The sequence below is a fragment of the Methanoregula sp. genome (assembly GCF_052325125.1).
Classification (GTDB): domain Archaea; phylum Halobacteriota; class Methanomicrobia; order Methanomicrobiales; family Methanospirillaceae; genus Methanoregula.
In genome coordinates, this window is sequence record NZ_JBKQWO010000052.1 from 70,726 (window position 1) to 89,990 (window position 19,265).

The following is a 19,265-nucleotide window of genomic DNA, read 5'->3' on the forward strand; positions in this document are numbered from 1 at the left end:
GTTTTTCGCGGGCTGCAGCCCGGAGGAGAATGTGCTTTGCGGGGCAGGAAATGATATCGTCAACCTCTTTAAGACCACATGGGATCTTGGATTATTAATTGGTTATGAAACCGATCCCGGTCTCCCCTTTTGAGCGCTGCATCGCTGGACCGGGGGGGACAAACAGGGAAAGCCTGCATGAGCGGCCGGGAAATCCGGACCTGTATCAATGGTCACTGCACTACTCACGTTTTTTGGCATTTCGGCAGGCATGAGCCGGGCCACCGGAACATTAACGGCAAAAAAATTTCACCCGCCGCCAGCGATGCGAATTTATCAGTGGCACAAGCGCCGGTGCCGCGTCGCCGGGCACATCATTTTTTTTAGTGCGTTCGTTGAATGATGTTGCCTGCGGTCTGCCAGGGTATTTTATTCTTTCTTTACCTCGTCGCGCCTTCGTTTCATGAGTTGCCAGGCGCTGATTCCACCGGCCGCGATCACGATGATCACGATCGCAAGAGTCGCGGGACTTATCGAAAAACCAATCGTCCGCGGAACTGCTGCCATCTCACCCTTCGGGCCATCGACGGCGGTGTCGTTCGTGCTGATCCCGATCCATATTGGGGCCGGTGTCGCCAGGTACTTAGCGGGGATCGTCACGTTTGCAAGGGAGATATTCGTCACGTTGAGCTCGGCGGTCGTCACGGGCGCGTTTGGCTGCCCTTCGCCATCGGGAACTGCAGCGCCGGTCGCGGATATGCAAAGACCAAGGACGGCACATGAACAGAGAACAATAAAGAGAAATACCGGATTATTTTTCATAAGAATCCTGGTTCAGTACACTGCTTGTACCGGACTACGATGAATTTTGTGGTCGGGTTCCGGCACGAACTCATTACCGGCTCACCCGGAGGTAGCGTGATAAAATTCCAACAAAACCTGTTTTGCAGGGAGGCCAGCTGACGAGAAGAAACCTGTCTAAAATACCCGGGTTTCGTGGGGTATGATAACAGAGTAAGAAGATACCTGATAAGTACGGGTGTTCACGTTCCGAATGGCACAATCCAAAAAGATCGTTTCCGGGGCGAAGCCCTTCCTGAAATGGGCCGGGGGAAAATCGCAGTTACTTTCCGAGTTTGGGAAACGACTCCCCCCCCATGGTTTAACAGACAGAACCATCACACACTATGTCGAGCCTTTTATCGGCGGCGGTGCGGTTTACTTTTGTCTCAACCAGCGGTTTTCGTTCGAGCATTGTACGATCGGCGATGTGAACGAGGAGTTGATCCTTACCTACCGGGTGATCAAGACATCACTCCCCCGCCTCATCAATGAACTCGAAACCCTGAATTCTGTATACCGGGCAAAAAATATCCAGCAGAGAGAGTCGTATTATTATGAGATCCGGGATGCGTTCAACCGGAACCGTGCGGCATGTGGCTTCCGGCACTACAACGCCCGGTGGATTGAGCGGGCTGCGCAGATCATTTTCCTTAACCATACCTGTTACAACGGCCTGTTCCGCGTCAACCGTGAGGGCGGGTTCAATGTACCGTTCGGGAGATACAAAAACCCGGATATTCTCAATCTTAACAACCTCGAAAAGGTCGCGGCCCGGTTAGAGACCACCCGTATCATCCAGGGCGATTTTACCCGGTGCCGGACGTACGTAGACGACCTCACCTTCGTGTACTTAGATCCGCCGTACCGGCCGCTGAACCAGACCTCCTCCTTTACCTCCTATTCCCGGAACGGTTTCTCCGAGGGGGACCAGGTGCGTCTGGCAAAGTTCTTCAGAGAACTTGACCGGAAAGGTGCGAAGGTCATGCTGAGCAATTCCGATCCCGGGAACGAGAATCCCGGGGATTCCTTCTTTGACGAGCTGTATGCCGGGTACACCATCCGGCGGGTTCCTGCAAAGCGCATGATCAACTGCAACGGTGCCCGGCGCGGGACGGTGAGCGAACTGCTGATCACCAATTACGATAGTTAATCCCTGGCGGAAAAGTGAAATGCCATAAAGGGGCGCCAGGGGCAACTATTATCTGGCCGGGACGAGTAACTTTTCCCTCACCTCATGCGCCACACAAATGATCCCGGGGGACTGTACCGGGTACTTGCCTTGGTTTTTGCCGCCTTGCTCGCGGTCATGTTCCTCTTCGAATTCACCAAGCAGCTCCTCATCCCCGGGGTTTCGCTCTGGCAATCCCATGGCATCACGATTGTTTTTACCAGCATTTTGGCAGTCGTTCTGGTCTCTTTCCCGCTCCGGTCTGCCTACCGTGAGCAGGTAAAGGCCAGAGAGGAGCTCCGGCTGCGGCAGACTGCGGAGGCGCACCTGCGCCGGTCCGAGCTGCAGTACCGTTCCTTTGTGGAATCTGTCGAAGACTCGATTTATACGGTCGACCGCGAGACCCGGTACCTCCTGATGAATACCCGGCACCTGGAGAGGGCCGGCCTCTCTCCGCAGGTTTATACCGGGAAAAAATATGCGGATTTTCATTCACCTGCTGAGGCAATACACTTTGAAAAGAAAGTTGGTGGGGTGCTCGCGACAAAACTTCCGCGCGAGGATGAGTACGAGAAGAGCGGCAGGTATTTTTTGAGAAAATTCTATCCCGTCATAGATCCGGAGACAAACGAGGTTGTCGCCGTCACGATCATTTCGTCCGACATTACTGAACGGAGGAACGACGGGAAGCGTATCGAGGCGATGAACCGGAAACTGAACCTGCTCAACGATATCACTCACCATGACATGCTCAACCAACTGTCTGCCCTGCATTCGCTCCTCGGCCTCACCGGCGAACAAATCACTGACCCGGTGACCAGAACATACCTGATCCGGGGCGATCAGGTGCTCGACACCATCCAGGCACAGATCGCATTTTCCCGCGATTACCAGACGATCGGGGTGGAATCTCCACAGTGGCAGGATCTTTTATGTATTATCGAGCAGACCCGGGGGCAGCTGAAGATTGGCGAGCTCGTGATTGACGAATCCTGCCGGGGTCTGGAGATCTATGCTGACACTTTGCTGGAAAAGGTTTTTTTCAATCTTATGGATAACTCCGTTCGTCATGCCAAGGTTCCCCCGGTTATCCGTATTGCGGCAGAAAAAAGAGACGAACATTTCCTGCTTACGTACGAGGATAACGGGCCAGGTGTGCCGGAGGAGGAAAAAGAGAAGATCTTCCTCCGGGGTTTCGGGAAGCATTCCGGCCTTGGCCTCTTCCTGATCCGGGAGGTCCTTGCCATCACCGGGATTGCAATCCGCGAGAACGGAACCCCGGGCAAGGGCATACGGTTCGAGCTGATGGTACCGGCTGGTGCATACCGGTACCGGTAACCTTTTTAAGCTGTATTCACGGCGTTTTTACTGCGGGTCTCGCAGCGAGAAGGGCATACTTCTTCCGGTCGAGTGCCCGGGGATCACCGGGCCGCACAGCCAGCGCCTGTTCAAACGCCTCGCGGGCCTCGTTATATTGCTGCCGGTCGAGGCAGATGAGCCCGAGATTGTACCAGCCATTGAAATAGGCCGGGTCGATGGCGATGGCACGCCGGAACGCGGCGATGGCTGCATCCGGCTGGTCCAGCCGCTTGTGGATGAGTCCCTTGTTGTTCCAGACTGCCGGGTTGAGAGGATCGATCGCGATCGCATGACCATATGCTTCAAGAGCCAGCGGGTACCTGCCGAGGCGGGTGTATGCCTGAGCGAGGTAATACCAGCTCCTGGTGCTTTCCGGGTTGAGGGCAAGCACACGGCGGAATGCAGCAATGGCCTCTTCATTTTTCTGGCTGCGGTACAGGTCGGTCGCGGTCCGGTACCAGATCAGGCAGGGGTCCTGCGGGGACCGGACTTTCCGGTCGAGCCGGCGCGCGTAGATCCGGCTCTTTTTCGAGAGAAAGATCGCCCCCCCGTACAGGCGCCTCATGAGCGAGAGGTTGAGGGCGAGCTTGGTTGCCCGGATAAATGCTTTTTTTCCCTGGTTCGTCTTCCCCAAATTGATGAGGACAAGGCTTTCGCAGAACCACGAGAGCACATGACGGGAGTCAAGCGAAAGTGCGATGTCAAATGCCTGGAGTGCGATCCCGTACGAACCGTCCCGGCTGTGCATGACCGCCTTATTATACCATCCGGCAGCAAACCCCGGGTCCAGGGAGACCACCTGCTCGAACGATTCGAGCGCTTCACTGTTCCGGTTCATCTTGTGGAGAACCACGCCCCGGTTGTACCAGGCAGTCGCGAGATGCGGACTCCTTTCGATCGCTGCATCACAGGCTGCAAGTTCCTCATCGAAGAGATACATGTTGCAGTACGTGAGCGCCTTTGCCATCCAGACCGGGGTAAAACCGGCGTCCAGCGCATTTGCATGATCGAACGAGACAATCGCGGCTGCGTACCGACCGAGTTCGTTTTCTGCAAGTCCCCGGTTGAACCACGCAGCTGTCATTTTAGGATCGATATTTGCCGCGTTGGTGTAGGAGATGATCGCCTCCTGGTGGCGCCCCAGCGCATCGAGTGCCGTCCCCCGGTTATACCAGAGAAGCGCAGTCTGCCGGCCCTGTCCGATCTCCTCATCGTATGCCTGCACGGCATCCTCAAAATGTTCGGACCGCAGAAGTTCAGACGCCCGGGTGCTCCCGCTCCCTGTAGTGTCCGGGTTGAGCATGGGCATCCGCGATACACCGGCGACACGTTCTTCCAGCCGGCAGGTAAACCGGAACACCGGCCCTTCAGAGTACCACGCTCCCGCACAGTCCGGGTTGAGCGAGAGCGCCTGATCGAATGCCTGCATCGCCGCATCATGCCGGCCCAACTTGCCAAGGACCATGCCTTTACCAATCCATGCATCCGGCAGGGCAGGATCGAGATCGAGAGCCTGTTTGAAGAACCGGAGTGCCTCCGGGAAGCTGCCAAGTTCGCATAACGCCGCTGCTTTGCCGGCGATGGCCGGGGCGAAATGACTGTCAGCTGCAAGGGCACGGTAAAAAACTGTCATCGCTTTGTCATACTCTTTTTCTTCCACAAATGAGGTCCCGAGCATGGTCAGCGCTATACGGTGCGCAGGCTCGATAGCGAGGACCTTCTGGCAATACTCTGCTGCTTGCCGGTAATCCGCACGTTCGAATGCAACCATGCCAAGGCCCAGCAGGGCCGCCACCGTCTCCGGTGCATGCAGGAGCGCGGTCTCGTAGGCTTCGCGGGCGCCGTCGTACCTCTCCAGGGTACGCAGTGCATCCCCTTTCCCGATCCAGACAAGAGGGTTTTTCCGGTCGATGTTGAGCGCCCGGTTGTAGGACGGGACTGCTTCTTCGTCCCGGCCGAGAAAATGGAGCGCGAGGCCGCGGCTGTACCAGACAAAGGGGTTCTGGTCTCCCAGCGCGAGGGCCCGGTCGAATGACTGGATCGCATCCTGGTACTCGCCAAACCGGGCATGGGCCATCCCCTTTCCCACCCACGCTCCCGGATTTCCCGGATCGATCGAGAGCGACTGCTCGAATGCATGGAGTGCTTCCTGGTACTTTTCCTGCGCCTGAAGATTCATCCCTGAAAGGTACCAGTTCAGCGCATCGGTCATATGGACGCTTATTGTTGCTGGTGTGATGAACTTTTCTCCTGCCGGGAGACGTCAGGACGGGCCGGGAAGTCCTTTTCCGGCACTAAAAGAAACTGGCATGAACCGGTTGAACTCGCACCGATACGAGGGTAACCAGTAAAAAATATGCGAAGTTTCCTGCCTCAGGGCCCCCCGGGGCACGGCGGGTCAATGAGTTCTCCCTTTTTTAGTTCCCGATCTGCCTCGGGGCTTCCTGCGGGGGGCGGCGGCCTTCATCGCATATGAAGAATGCCGCCATCTTCTTATCACGCCAGAGCGATTTTTTTTTCGAAAAGTTCTCCTGCTGCACCCAAAAATTCCGGCCGGATCACGTTGTCGTATTGTCCGCTTCTTCCCACACGTAGCAGAACGGGTCGTCCGCAGAAAAATCTCCGGATGCTGCAAAGGCCCGCACCCTGCATCCACCGCCGCAGAGCTCCCGGTGCCGGCACCGCCTGCATGCGCCGGTCAGCGTCATCGGCCGTTCCCGGAACCGGGCGAGCACGGGGTTTACTGCATCGTCCCAGAGTTTTGACAACGGTTGTTCCCTCACATTCCCCACCAGGAACTCAGGGGACCGTGCGAACTGGCAGGGGTACACGTTTCCCTGCGGGTCGATGTTTGCCACCCGGTCACCGGCGCTGCACCCGCCTTTTGAAGAAGCGATGAGAGCGCGTGCGTCGGGGAGGTCCGGGGAACGGTCCCGCTCCATGGAGGACAGGAGGTGGATTGCGTCCTGCGGGGCGTCCACAGTTAAAAATTCCATGGTCTCCGCGTCGGTCTCCTGCGCTTTGCGGTAAAGCAGGCGAAGTGCATCTGTGACGGCATCGGGCCCGAGCTGCAGCCGGTTGTAGGCATCCATCCCCCGGCCGGTCGGCACCAGCCAGTACAGGCAGAACCGGCTCGCCCCGATCTTTTGTGCGAGATCGACAAGGTCGCCAAGTTCGCCGCAGTTTTCCTGTGTCAAGGTGATCCTGACGCCGCAGCGGACACCCGCCTCCCTGCACCGGGCAAATGCCGCCACCGATCGTTCAAATGCCCCCGGGACATTCCTGAACCGGTCATGGGTCGCCGCCGTAGCACCGTCAAGAGAGATCCCGGCATACTCGATCCCGCTCTCCTTTATTTTCCCTGCGACATCCGCGGTGATGAGCGTACCGTTCGTGCTGAGCGCCATCTTGATCCCCTTTGCATGCGCATGGCGGGCGAGCTCCCAGATATCGTCACGGAGCAGGGGTTCCCCGCCCGAGAAGAGGATCAGCGGGACACCCATCGCGGAAAAGTCATCGATCAGGGCCAGCGCTTCGGCGGTCGACAACTCATTTTTCGTATCGCGGCCCGGGCCCGACCGGGAATAGCAGTGGGCGCAGGCAAGGTTGCACCGGTCGGTCAGGTTCCAGAAGACCACCGGCCGGCGCCTTTTTGTAAAGGCAAGGTATCTGCTTGGTACCTGCTCCTGCGGGTCATTGCGGTGATGCATCACGCTGCTCACGGTGCCCCGCCCATGCAGGCACTGGGTGATCCGGTTCATTGCAGGTCCCCCCCGTTCTCCCTGACCCGGACTGCCGGGACACGCTTGAGTTCTTCAGTGCTGAAGACCACGGTGTATTCATCAAGTCCCGCCATCTTTGCACATTGTTCCACCTCGGCCATAATCTCCCTGCGGCTGCCCGCGTGGTGAACGGTGTAATGCGTGTAGTCCCACCGGCCTGGCACCGGCCGGCGCTCGTAACAGTGGGTGACCCCCGGGCAGCGGGCGAGGCGGGTCCCCGCTTCAAAAGAGCGCTCTCCCGGCACCCGCCATGCAACAAGGGCGTTTTCCGCAATACCCGCTTTCCTCTGGTCGATCCGGGCCCTGAAGCGCCGGATCACCCCGTCGCGTTTGAGGCGCTGCAGCCGGTCAAGCACCGCGGATTCCGGAATGCCGAGCCTGCCCCCGATCTCGGCAAACGGTTCGCGGGTGACCGGCAGCCCCTGTTCCAGTTCCGCCAGCAGGTCGCGATCAAGGGTGTCCATTGCCCGCCTCCGGTGCAGGAATGCCGGGAAACACGAACCGGACGTCGATCTTGAACCTGCGGACCGTGGAGAGTTCGAGGATATCCTCTTCGCAGAGCCCGGCCTGCTGCCTGATCTCCCCGATAATCTCCTGGATCCGGCTTTCGTCCTTTCCCGCGACCGTAAACCAGATCGAAAAGGCATGGTCCCGCCGGTAATTATGCGAGACCTCGGGATACGCATTAATCAGCCGGGTGACCTCCTTGATCTTTTCCCCGGTTACCCTGATGGCCACAAGCGTGGTGGCCGTAAGCCCGACCTGCCGGGATTCAAGGACCGGTGACAGGCCACGGACGATTCCCCGTTCCTGTAATCCGGCAAGTCTCTGCATCACGTCATCCGGGGATATGCCCAGCCGTGTGGCGATCACATCGTATGGCCGGGATACGAGGGAGATGTCGTCCTGGAGTGCGTCAAGCAGCGCGAGATCGGTCTGGTCTATGGCACCGGTGGGCACAGTCTTCGTATCCGGCTCGTACCGGCACCACGGATCTTCACCGCACAGATCTCCTGCCGTGTCATCAGGCCATGCAATCCCGCTGCACATGTCGGTCATGCCCCTGCCAGCCCCATAGGACCGGGCCCGGCACCCTCCGCAGATTTCATGGTAGCTGCACCGCCCGCATTTCCCGGTGAGGAGGGACGGGTCCCGGAGAACTGCAAGGACGGGAGACTCCTGCCAGATCTTTTCAAGCGGCGTATCCCGGACGTTCCCGGCCCGGGCGGGAAGATAGGGGCAGGGCGTCACGTCGCCATTGGCAAAAATCCTGCAGTACCTGGTTCCCGCGATGCAGCCCCGGCCCCATGCGGGGTTATGGATGCCCAGGGTGTCGGCGATCCGTCGGAACTGGGGTGCACAGGTGGGGCGGATATTCACATCGGTGCCCTGATAAACCACCAGCACTTCCCGGATCAGGTCTTCGTACACCTGCGGGGTCAGCCACGGGACATCTGTTCCCCGGCCGGTCGGGACCGGGAAGAATACCTGATAATCTGTAACGCCCATGCTGGTACCGAGTGCCACTACCTCTTTGATTGCCCGGATTTCGGGAGACAGGACGGTTGTGTTGATCTGTACTCCTACCCCCGCGTTCACGCAGTGGCGGATGCCCTGTACGGCCCGCTCCCATGTGCCGCAGACGCCGCGGAACCGGTCATGCGCAGCCGGGTCTGCCGAATCGATGCTGATCGCAACCCTGCGGATGCCTGCATCGCGGATCTCCCGTGCGCACATCTCATCGATCAGGACACCGCTTGTCCCCATCGCCATCGTGAGGCCTTTTCCTGTCCCGTAGCGGGCGATCCTGAAAATATCCTCCCGCATGAGTGGTTCGCCCCCGCTCAGGATCACCACGGGACGGCCCAGTTCGCAGATCTGGTCGATGACCGCCAATGCCTCCTCCGTGGAGAGCACCCCGGTGGCCTCGTGATCTCCCGCGTTCACGTAACAATGGGCACACCGGAGCGGGCACCGGAGTGTGACATTCCAGGAGATGAGGCGCAGGTCCGGGGCATCAGTTCCCGCCGGCACGGTCGCACCTCCCGGTACCCGGCACAAAAAGATGGTCCGGGGTCCGGCCGGTGTACACATGAGAGCAGGGTTTCATCAGAAGAAAAATTGATGGGGCTGCTATAAGAAAATGCTGATTATACACCAGTTTTATCAACCGCGCATCACCTCACAGGCGTAGTTCAGCTACGGGGCGTCACCCCGGGGGAACATTCACGACCGAGAGGATCTGATCGGTCACGCATTCCGGCTTCCGGATCCGGATTAAGTGACTCAGACATACCGGCAAAACATTATCCACCAGCCGGCAGAATAGTGAAGAGGAAATAAATGGATGATCTTACAACGGAAGAAGAACCCTGTGAGCAGTGCGGGCTCTGCTGCCGGATCTTCGGCCCCGGCATCGCGCCGACCCCGACAAACGTATACGTCTGGATGGAGCAGGGGCGGACCGATATCCTGCGCTGGTTTGTCGCATTCATGGAGAACGCCAGCATACCGGTCAACTGTACAGATCTTAATGCTGAAGACCTCGGGAATGTGGTCGTGTTCGAGATGCGCGACCCGGACATCGGTGGGTATGTCACAGTCTGCCCGTTTCTCGTCCGGGTCGCAAAGAAGCGGTACCTCTGCGGGATCCATCTGGTAAAACCCGAAATGTGCTGCACGTACCAGCCATGGGTCTGGGGCGAGACGTATTTCAACCGGTGCAAAAGCCTCAAAAAGACAACCCGTCTGAAGGGGATCTTTGATCCGGGCACATAATCCTCTGCGAAATAGTTTCATCAATCCCAAAAACCCGGCCTGATAATGCCGTACCGGGTTTTGATGCATCAGCATCAGGCAGGACCAGGATTTCCTTAAACAAAGACCCAGGAAAACCCTGGTACCAACCCCCCCTCTCTTTTTATCATACGATCCTATATCCTTACATGGAAAATATCGGTCAGGGAACTGATCAGGCAGGGTTCAATCTCCTGATCCTCTCCATCTCCCTTGCGGCATTTATGTCGGCATTAGATGGAACGATCGTCAATATTGCGCTGCCAACCATATCATCGGTGTTCAACATCTCGTCGAGCACGGTAAGCTGGGTAGCGACCATCTACCTGCTCGTGATGGCCGGCTGCGTTCTTATCTTTGGCAAGCTGTCGGATGGCATCGGGTTTAAAAAAGTTTTCCTGTCAGGATTTGTCATCTTTACTGTCGGATCGTTTTCCTGCGCTCTCCTGCCCGATCTCCTGTCTTCATTTCCCGTGCTCATCGGTTCACGTGCATTCCAGGCAGTAGGTGGTGCAATGATAACCGCAATTGCGCCGGCAATGGTCACCGCGTACATACCCATGAAGCAGAAAGGGAAAGCCATGGGAATCATCATGACGGTCGCCGCACTCGGGACGGCCATCGGGCCGACTATCGGGGGAGTGCTGACACAGTATCTCTCATGGCACTGGATTTTTCTCATCAATGTGCCGGTGGGGTTCTGTGCGATCCTGCTTGGTGCAAAAGTGATTCCGACAATCACACCCCATGATCAGGTCGAAGGCTTTGACAAGGCCGGCGCATTATTGATCTTTACCGGGCTTGCCGCCCTGCTTTTTGCGGTATCCGAAGGGAATGACCTGGGATGGACATCGCCGGCAATTCTTGGCACGTTTGCACTTGCCATCGTCACGCTTGCGTACTTCGTCTGGCATGAACTTGGAATATCCGACCCGTTGCTGGAGCTCCGTCTCTTTAAGAACCGGAATTTCCTGATGACCAACCTCGTCATGTCACTGGTCTTTTTCAGTTTTGCCGGAATCAATTACCTGCTCCCATTCTATCTCGAGTATGTCAAAGGTTACGGTGCGTCGGATGCCGGGCTGATCCTGACCTCCCTTTCGGTCGCCATGATGATATCCGGACTTCTTGCCGGGGCATTATATAACCGGGCCGGTGGCAGAAATCTTTGCATTGTTGCAGGGATCTTCCTTGTTGCCGGTTATTATATGCTGACCCTTTTAAGAGTTGACACGACAATCGGGTTTGTTATCCTCTGCCTCGTCCTGCTGGGATTCAGCCTTGGCCTGATGATAACCCCGGCATCGAATATGATCATGAATTCGGTTGCAAAGAAATACCAGGGCATGGTCTCCAGCCTCACCAGCCTCGAGCGGTTCGCCCCCCTGACTCTCGGCATTGCCTTTGCAAACCTGGTATTTATCCAGGGTATTGCTGCAATTGCCCGGCACCACGGAATTACGGAGAGCGCACCGGTAAACATCAAGCTGGATCTGATTACCGCGGGTTTTAACCTTGCTTTTTTCTTCTCGTTCGTTGTTTCCATTATCATTCTCATCCTTGCCCTGCTTGCACGGCAGGAAGTACACCCGGACTACCAGTCAGGTGCCGACGGGGATGCGATGACGGGGATCATCTGAAAAAGATCATAAGTTTTCAGAATTAAAAAAAAGAGGAATTTACCCGCGTATTTTTTTAAACCAGCAGGAAAATCGTTTTTGCCCGTTCCTCCATGCCGGGGTGCCGGGAAAATAATACGCCCGATCTCGCGGCACGCAAACTGCTTCTCTTTTGAGTTCATTTGCTGTCAGCGGGAGTGCAAGATATTTTTCCCATGGGGATGACGTGGGACGATGTTCTCAGGGAAACATCAGAGGAGGTGAAATGGACGGCTCACTCCGACATGTCCTCATCACATAATGGTCGTTAATTACCGGTTTCGGATACCGGAAAATACATAGTATTAATCTTCTGTAACCCAAGATTCACAAAAAGTACTCGGGTATATCATGTTGGATGACGCGGAGCAGCCGGGTTCTGCGAAGATCTGCCCCTCCTTTGCGAATACCCGGCTCTTCCATGGGAAAAATAAGGGAGGTAATCGCATGCAAACGCGCAAGGTAATATGGTGTGGTCTGGTACTCTGTCTGGTCCTCACTGGATTTTTGTTTCTGGCAGGATGTACCCGGCAGGAACCGGCATCCGGTATTGTGAAAACTGACGCTGGCTCTGTATCAGGAACAGAACAGGGTGGCCTGTGGGTCTATCTCGGCATCCCGTTCGCGGCCCCTCCGACTGGTGACCTGCGGTGGAGACCGCCCGCGCCGGTTCAGCCTTGGGACAGCGTGAAAGACACGAAAGTGTTTTCACCGGTCTGTCCCCAGCCGGTGTCATCGGGATCTCATGTCAACATGAGCGAGGACTGCCTGTACCTCAATGTCTGGACACCAGCACAGGGTGCCGGTGAAAAACTGCCGGTCATGGTCTTTTTCTATGGCGGGGCATTCGGGCAGGTAGCGCCGTTTGGCACGATGGCGGTCTATAACGGGACAACCCTTGCAGGGAAAGGGGTTGTCGTCGTCACGACCAATTACCGCCTCGGCGCTCTCGGCTTCCTTGCCCACCCCGAGCTGGATAACGAGTCCCCCCACAACAGTTCGGGCAATTACGGGATTCTCGACCAGGTTGCAGCCCTTCAGTGGGTCCAGAGAAACATCGGGGCGTTCGGTGGTGACCCGTCCCGGGTGACCATTTTCGGGCAGTCGGCGGGAGGGGAGAGCGTCCTTATCCATCTTGTCAGCCCTGAAAGCAGGGGGCTCTACCAGCAGGCAATTGTCGAGAGCGGCCCCTTCTGGGCAAACGGGCCGACGATTGATAACGTCCATTCTAAAGTTGACGCCGAACAGTTCGGGGAAGCGTACGCACAAAGTCTCGGGTATCCGGGCCCGGGTGCGATTGCACAGATGCGGAAACTGAGCCCCGAAGCCCTGATCAATGCAACACCCTGGCCGTCATCCTCGTGGGAGCTCACCCACACCCTTCATTTCGAGCCAACAATCGACGGGTGAATACTCCCGGAATCCGTGGACGCCCTGTTCGCTCTCCACCGTGAGAACCCGGTCCCCTTCATGATCGGGACAAACGCCAATGATGGGACCACGCTCTCCGCGAATGCGAATATGACCGTCCCGGAGTATGTCGCATTCATCAATACGCAGTTCGGGCCGGATGCACCGTCTGTCCTTGAACAGTACCCTGCAAATTCGACCGCGGAAGTCCAGCTCCGCCTTGCGCAGATCATGACGCACTACGACTTTGCCGACGCTGCGAAGTTTGCAGCAGGATCGATGGCAGACCTGGACCGGAGCACATACCTGTACCGGTACTCCTATATCCTGCCCGGCCAGCCCAACGGAGCATTCCACGGCAGCGAGACCCTTTTGTTGTTCAACCTGCCCGGGATTCAGTCAGATCCGGCGGTCGGCGATAATCTCGTGGATCTCTGGACCAGGTTTGCAAAAACGGGGGACCCGAACGGCGGGATGACGGTGACCTGGCCGCAGTACACCCGGGAGAGGGACCAGTATCTCGATATCAATGATACACCTGCCGTGATGAGTGGGTATTAGACCGCACGGTTTTACGCGTAAAAAAACCGAACCGGAGAAGCGCGGGCTCATGAGGTCAGGTATTCTCAAGGTGTACTTTTTGGTTAAAAACAGGTTAAGGGTTACGCGGTCCGGTGGGGCCTGTCCACATCATCAGCAGAATTGTCGTGATGACCGGTGCTTCGGGCTGGATAAGGAATCCCTCCATCAGTTCCAAAAAAAGGCGGGACCGGATACCGGTCATTTCCACCCGGTCTACACTGTATCCGCAGACACGACGGCAATATGCCAGCCGGTCAGGGAAGAGGTACTGAACACTCCCTGCCAGTGCCTGCCGCCGGAATCGTAGCTGATGGTGCCGGCCTTTTCTGCGAGCATCGCGTTCACCGCGGCACCGACAGACCCGGGTTGAGCAGTTCCTGCTGACATATTATTCTGGAAGATCTGTTCATCATTTGAATGAAGCGCAATATTTCCGGCGGGGTCAATGGCAAAGAACTGCACCGTGTCCGGCAGGCCAAGGGAGTCCTGCACGTACGTAGTTATGGAATCAAGGTAGACCGAAGCACCCAGTACTCCGGTGACAGTGCCATTCACCATGACCGGGACTGCGACAATCGCCACATCCCTGCCGGTCGAATGGCTGCTCACAACCGTGCCAACGGATTCCCTGCCGGCAAGCAGCGTCGGAAAATAGGACCGGCTCTTGAGATTTGCAGACGTGAGTCCATCCACCGTGGTGTAATAGGAGCCATTGGGCCGGGCAAACCAGAACCGGGCAGAGGGTTCCTTTGCCTCCACACCGGTAAGCAGGGGCTGGATACGGTTCCAGTCCCCGGAACGCACATCATCAGTCAGGGCCAGAGCTTCAAGAGGGCGGAGTATGGTGTTCAGCCGGTCATCCACGAGCGGGACAACCGCTGACACGAAAAATCCGGTGTCGGAGACAGATATCGTATTCTGCCGGCCCCCACCGGCAGCAGATGTGGCGTTACGGTACCCGGCCAGGATCTGGTCATACGTCCCGTCCTTTTTCATCGCGTCCAGTGTCGCCTGCCAGGTCGTGACTACGCTCGCAGGTGTGTCCTTGTTGAACGCGATATACAGATCCGTCTTCTTGATCAGGTATACCGGCTGGAATTCACCGGGATCGATTCCTGCCTGCCGGGCTGCATCGCCAGCGCTGTCGCTCCCGAGCCAGAGATCGATTGTCCCCTCATTCAGTTTTTGGGCACACTCCAGATCATCGGAACAGAGGTAAAGGTTGGTGACATTCTCGGATTGCAAGAACTGGTCCCGCACATCATCCCGCAAAACGCCAATGATGCCACTTTTCTTTGCCGCTTCGAGGCTTGGTACACTGATCGCAGAACCGTTCTTCGCATAGAGTATGAAATCGATCGAACCTATCGGGCCGACCCACAAAAACAGGTTCTCCCGTTCAGCGGTCCTCGCCGTGGAATAGAGAGCCGCATCCGGTTCGGTCTGGGCAAGACTATATCCTTCTGCCCAAGGGAGGACTTCAATAGAGGCGTTCTCGTTCTGCCGCTGTAATATTTCCTTCACGATATCGGTGGATTGTCCGCTTACACTACCATCCGGGCCAAGGGTGTTGTAAGGCGGGAAGTTCTCGGTGATAATCCGGATCTCCGGGCCGCTCCACGATTCCGGTGCCGTGTTTCCTTTGGGTGAACCCATGCACCCCGCTGTGCATGCCACCGCCAGCAGGAGCAGGCATACCAGTCCAGACATTGTCTTCATCATATATGGGATCCCCAGATTCAGATAGTTACGAATGAAATCTGAAAAATTTTTCGATGTTGCATTTTCGGGTTCTTTTTCTGGGCGAGGAATGTTTATATGGTTTTATCCCCTGCCGGTAGTACCGGAGCCAACCGGCACCCTGCCCTCATCCTCACACGCCTCTTCCAAAAGTTCCCCAATATCAGGCACACCATGTGTCACTCGTTTTCTCCCCCGCTAACTAATCCCGTACATACACCGCTTACAATCATCGCTCTTATTCCCATGGGTTGTGTCGGACTTCTGGCCGGTTGCGTGGTAGTACGACGCTGGCGGATACGGCGGCAGAACCCGGTATTGTTCCGGAAATATAAGTGATCGGAGACGCTACCGGAGCGGAAACTCAACCATTAACTAAATGCATTTGTAATATTCATTATCATGACACCCGGTTCGTGGCGGGACAGGATCCCGGTCAAGTCGCAGATTCTCATGGGGATCTGCGCTCTCTGCATTCTTATACTGGCACTGGTTTTTCTCTCGGTGTATCCTGCCGGACCTGTCGCGGTATCGCATACGAACGCCACAGTTCATGTAAAAATTCTCGAGATAAACGATTTCCACGGGCACATGGCCACGGGACAGACCATGAGCAACCGCCCGGTCGGGGGTGCGCCGGTCCTTGCTTCCTATCTTAAATCGGCGATGGCGTCCGGGAATGCGGATGGCACCATCATTGCCCTGCCCGGGGATGTAATCGGATCGTCGCCGCCTGTTTCCGGGCTGCTCATGGACGAGCCGAGCATGCTGTTTTTCAACAGCTTTGCAAACCAGTACTGTACCATCGGATCGAACTCCCCAAGCGGTTCCTGTAATATGGTGGCTACACTGGGTAACCAGGAGTTCAATAACGGGGTACCAGAACTGTTGAGAATGATTAACGGGGGGAACGGAACGACAAATATCACTCACATCGTAGATCCGTACCCGGGCACGAAAATCGATTATGTCTCCGCAAATGTGGTCTGGACCACGAACAACACCCCGGTTCTGCCACCCTATACCCTGCGGACTGTTGACGGCGTGACCGTTGCATTCATTGGCGCAGATACGATAACTACGCCCAATCTCACGACGCCTGCCAATGTTAAAAACCTCACCTTTTTGGATGAAGCCGATTCCATTAACCGGTATATCCCGGAGATCCAGCAGCAGGGTGTACATGCGATCGTGGTTCTCCTCCACGAAGGCGGGAACCAGACTCCGTATGAGGGCCCCACGCAGGTGAACGCAACCATGCAGAACGATGGGCGGGTTGTCGGGATTGTGTCCCGCCTCGATCCGGCGGTTGACGTCGTGCTGTCCGCCCATACCCACGAGTTTACCAACGCCTTCCTGCCCGATTCCGCCGGAAAACCCGTGCTCGTCACGCAGGCGTACATGTACAGCAGGGGGTATGGCGATATCGATCTCACCATTGATCGGTCCACCGGGAAGATTGTAGAGAAATCCGCGCAGATTGTCCCGACCTATGCAGATCAGGCTCCCGGCACCAGCCCGGATCCCGCTGCCACTGCACTCCTCAACGAAGCCCAGAACGCCGTTGATCCGGTTGAGAAACAGGTAATTGGTGCAGCTGCGGAAGATATAACCCTCGCCCAGAACCGTGCCGGGGAATCCGCAATGGGAAATTTGGTGGCAGACGAGGAGCGGGCCGCGATGAAAACAGACGTGGGATTTGATACTTCCGGCGACATTTTTGCAAATATCTCCAAAGGAAATATTACCTGGATTGATCTGTACAATGTCCAGCCGAATGCGGGAACTCTCATGTCAATGACCATGTCCGGCGAGCAGATCAGGCAGACGCTCGAACAGCAGTGGCAGGCGCCGCTCCCATCGAGCAACCTGATTGTCTCGGGTGTTTCGTACACCTATGATGCAGCAAAACCTGCCGGAAGCAAACTGATTTCCGTGTCGGTAAACGGCGTTCCTCTCGACCTGAATGCGACCTACACCGTTGCAACGGTCGATACCCTTACCCTGGGTGATGACGGGTACACGACATTTGGGCGGGGATCGAATATGAGTTACGGGCCGGTCGATGTCAATGCACTCGTTTCCTACGTGCGGTTACTGCCGCAACCGGTGAACGTGACAACTGACGGGAGGATACAGCGGATCAACTAAAAGCCGCACTGGTCCACCAGCTGTCCTGTCCGTGTATATCTGAGGATCCCTTATCCGGCACCAGCCATGACTGGAGGGTTATTACGGGGAAGAGGCCGGGATGGCCCGGGGTGGTACGGCGGCAGGGTTACACCGCACGGTCCCGCAACGCATTCGTTCCCGGTAACGATCCCTCCACGGGCCGGATCTGACATTTTAATATATTTGCCCGAACATGTTTAGATATTAATAATTGCCGCTGCCCCCCAAAACGGGTCCTTGCACACCGGGAGATTGGTTATGGGATCAGAAAGAGAGGGAAAGAAATCATTCCTCACGAAAAAGTTTTTTGGGATCCAACCGGGCCGGCTTCTTGAACTGGATCCCCTGAAGATCTGCATTATCTATCTTGCCTTCGGCGTCCTCTGGATCATTTTTTCAGACAGGTTGTCCCTCTCGCTGTCAACGAGTCAGGAGAATCTTATCCTTATTTCATCGATTAAGGGCGTCCTTTTTGTTATCGTCACTATGGTTCTCCTGTTCCTGCTTATCCGGTACTTCGCCCGTCATCTGCGGGAAAAAAACCAGGAACTCGGAACCGCGTATGGACAGCTTGCGACCCGGGAAGACGAACTTCGGTCTCAGTGCGATGCTCTTGCCCAGAGCAAGGCTGAATGGGAAACAACTTTTAATGCAATATCCGACTGGATCTGCCTGATCTCACCGGACGGCCAGATAATCCGGACGAACAAGGCCGTCGAATCACTGCTCGGCATACCTCACGAGCAGGTGACCGGCAGGAACTGTTTCGAACTCGTGCACGGGACCGCGTGCCCGATTGACCGATGTCCGCGGCTGCGCATGCTGGTGAGCGGGAAACGTGAGAGCGTGGAGATCCAGAGGCAGGACGGGAAGGGCTGGCTTTTAATAACTGTGGACCCGGTGACCAATTCCACCGGCGAAGTGGTAAGTGCAGTTCATCTGGTCCGGGATATTACCGAACATGCGCGGGAACAAAAAGCCCTGGAACTTGCAAAAAAGAAACTGAACCTCTTAAACTATGTGACATTCAACGACATCCGGAATATGGTATTCACCCTCTGGGGGTACCAGCAGTTTATAAAGGAAAGGGTAACAGAGAGCGCTGTCAGTTCAGTGATCGGGAAACAGGAGGTTATCCTGCAGAAAATCTCCAAATCCCTGAAATTTGCGCAGGCATACCAGGATCTCGGGCTTAAACCGTCAAAATGGCAGGATCTCGGCCAGGTATTCCTCATGGCCATCTCCCACCTGGATTTCCTGAAAATCAGACATACGGTACGGCTGGACGGTCTTGAAATCTTTGCCGACCCCCTGCTGGAACAGGTCATGCTGATCCTCGCAGATAACATCCTTACCCATGGGAAAACGGCAACACAGGTTACCTTCAGGTATGTCGAGGGACCGGATTCCCTCACGCTGTTCTTTGAAGATGATGGTGTAGGAATCCCGGAAAGCCAGAAAGCCGACATTTTTTCTCCTGACTTCCCGAAGACAAAAGCTGTCGGGCTTTTCCTTGCACGGGAGATCCTTGAAATCACCGGCATTACCCTCCGGGAAATTGGTGAGCCCGGTAAAGGGGCACGGTTTGAGATGATTGTGCCAAAAGAGGCGTACCGGTTTGCCGGCCCGTCATCAAAAAAACAATCCGGGCGGTAAGTACCGGGCATGTATCAATGAATAACACTATTTTATTTTCCGGTACCATGAACGGGGCGAAAGCAACAGGGTGATGCCGGTATCCATGCACGAGCCCGTTATTAGTAACCGTACCGGCAT

At 56.2% G+C, this 19,265-nt stretch carries 14 protein-coding genes; 8 read left to right on the forward strand and 6 right to left on the reverse strand.

The window, feature by feature from the left end; translation table 11 throughout:
• Positions 1 to 408 precede the first annotated feature (408 nt).
• Positions 409 to 801 (reverse strand): hypothetical protein, encoded by a 393-nt coding sequence (locus tag ACLQMU_RS12120; RefSeq protein ID WP_424039710.1) that lies wholly within the window; start codon positions 799 to 801, stop codon positions 409 to 411.
• A gap of 232 nt (positions 802 to 1,033) precedes the next feature.
• Here ACLQMU_RS12120 and ACLQMU_RS12125 point away from each other — a divergent pair, with 232 nt between their 5' ends.
• Positions 1,034 to 1,972, forward strand: coding sequence for a DNA adenine methylase (locus ACLQMU_RS12125; protein WP_422148335.1), 939 nt, complete (start codon positions 1,034 to 1,036; stop codon positions 1,970 to 1,972).
• A gap of 84 nt (positions 1,973 to 2,056) precedes the next feature.
• Positions 2,057 to 3,328: a sensor histidine kinase gene (locus ACLQMU_RS12130; RefSeq protein WP_422148334.1), complete on the forward strand. Its 1,272-nt coding sequence runs from the start codon at positions 2,057 to 2,059 to the stop codon at positions 3,326 to 3,328.
• A gap of 16 nt (positions 3,329 to 3,344) precedes the next feature.
• Here the strand turns inward: ACLQMU_RS12130 and ACLQMU_RS12135 are convergent, their stop codons facing one another.
• The 4 genes from ACLQMU_RS12135 to ACLQMU_RS12150 all read right to left on the reverse strand — a co-directional run bounded on the left by ACLQMU_RS12135 (position 3,345) and on the right by ACLQMU_RS12150 (position 9,165).
• On the reverse strand, positions 3,345 to 5,561 hold the full coding sequence (locus tag ACLQMU_RS12135) for a tetratricopeptide repeat protein (protein ID WP_424039713.1): 2,217 nt from the start codon (positions 5,559 to 5,561) through the stop codon (positions 3,345 to 3,347).
• 346 nt (positions 5,562 to 5,907) lie between these two features.
• Positions 5,908 to 7,110, reverse strand: coding sequence for a radical SAM protein (locus ACLQMU_RS12140; RefSeq protein ID WP_424039714.1), 1,203 nt, complete (start codon positions 7,108 to 7,110; stop codon positions 5,908 to 5,910).
• The gene (gene ahbB, locus ACLQMU_RS12145; protein WP_424039716.1) at positions 7,107 to 7,595 is read right to left on the reverse strand and encodes a siroheme decarboxylase subunit beta; all 489 of its coding nucleotides are present in this window, start codon (positions 7,593 to 7,595) and stop codon (positions 7,107 to 7,109) included. Before ahbB ends, ACLQMU_RS12140 begins: the two co-directional genes overlap by 4 nt.
• Complete coding sequence (locus tag ACLQMU_RS12150) at positions 7,582 to 9,165, reverse strand: radical SAM protein (RefSeq protein ID WP_424039718.1); 1,584 nt, start codon at positions 9,163 to 9,165, stop codon at positions 7,582 to 7,584. Before ACLQMU_RS12150 ends, ahbB begins: the two co-directional genes overlap by 14 nt.
• A 309-nt stretch (positions 9,166 to 9,474) precedes the next feature.
• On the opposite strand from ACLQMU_RS12150, the gene ACLQMU_RS12155 reads away from it, so the two are divergent.
• From ACLQMU_RS12155 to ACLQMU_RS12170, 4 genes are all read left to right on the forward strand, one after another.
• Positions 9,475 to 9,909: a YkgJ family cysteine cluster protein gene (locus ACLQMU_RS12155; RefSeq protein WP_424039719.1), complete on the forward strand. Its 435-nt coding sequence runs from the start codon at positions 9,475 to 9,477 to the stop codon at positions 9,907 to 9,909.
• Positions 9,910 to 10,076: 167 nt separating this feature from the next.
• Positions 10,077 to 11,567: a DHA2 family efflux MFS transporter permease subunit gene (locus ACLQMU_RS12160; protein ID WP_422148328.1), complete on the forward strand. Its 1,491-nt coding sequence runs from the start codon at positions 10,077 to 10,079 to the stop codon at positions 11,565 to 11,567.
• A 369-nt stretch (positions 11,568 to 11,936) separates the two neighbouring features.
• Positions 11,937 to 12,995, forward strand: coding sequence for a carboxylesterase/lipase family protein (locus ACLQMU_RS12165; RefSeq protein ID WP_443673728.1), 1,059 nt, complete (start codon positions 11,937 to 11,939; stop codon positions 12,993 to 12,995).
• Between the two features lie 15 nt (positions 12,996 to 13,010).
• Entirely contained in the window at positions 13,011 to 13,556 is a 546-nt protein-coding gene (locus tag ACLQMU_RS12170) for a carboxylesterase family protein (RefSeq protein WP_424039723.1), read from the forward strand.
• Positions 13,557 to 13,790: 234 nt separating this feature from the next.
• Here the strand turns inward: ACLQMU_RS12170 and ACLQMU_RS12175 are convergent, their stop codons facing one another.
• Positions 13,791 to 15,287: a cache domain-containing protein gene (locus ACLQMU_RS12175; protein ID WP_422148326.1), complete on the reverse strand. Its 1,497-nt coding sequence runs from the start codon at positions 15,285 to 15,287 to the stop codon at positions 13,791 to 13,793.
• 432 nt (positions 15,288 to 15,719) lie between these two features.
• On the opposite strand from ACLQMU_RS12175, the gene ACLQMU_RS12180 reads away from it, so the two are divergent.
• Together ACLQMU_RS12180 and ACLQMU_RS12185 are read left to right on the forward strand one after the other, a co-directional pair.
• The gene (locus ACLQMU_RS12180) at positions 15,720 to 17,468 is read left to right on the forward strand and encodes a bifunctional metallophosphatase/5'-nucleotidase (protein ID WP_422148325.1); all 1,749 of its coding nucleotides are present in this window, start codon (positions 15,720 to 15,722) and stop codon (positions 17,466 to 17,468) included.
• Positions 17,469 to 17,747: 279 nt separating this feature from the next.
• Entirely contained in the window at positions 17,748 to 19,145 is a 1,398-nt protein-coding gene (locus ACLQMU_RS12185) for a PAS domain-containing protein (protein ID WP_424039203.1), read from the forward strand.
• Positions 19,146 to 19,265 lie beyond the last annotated feature (120 nt).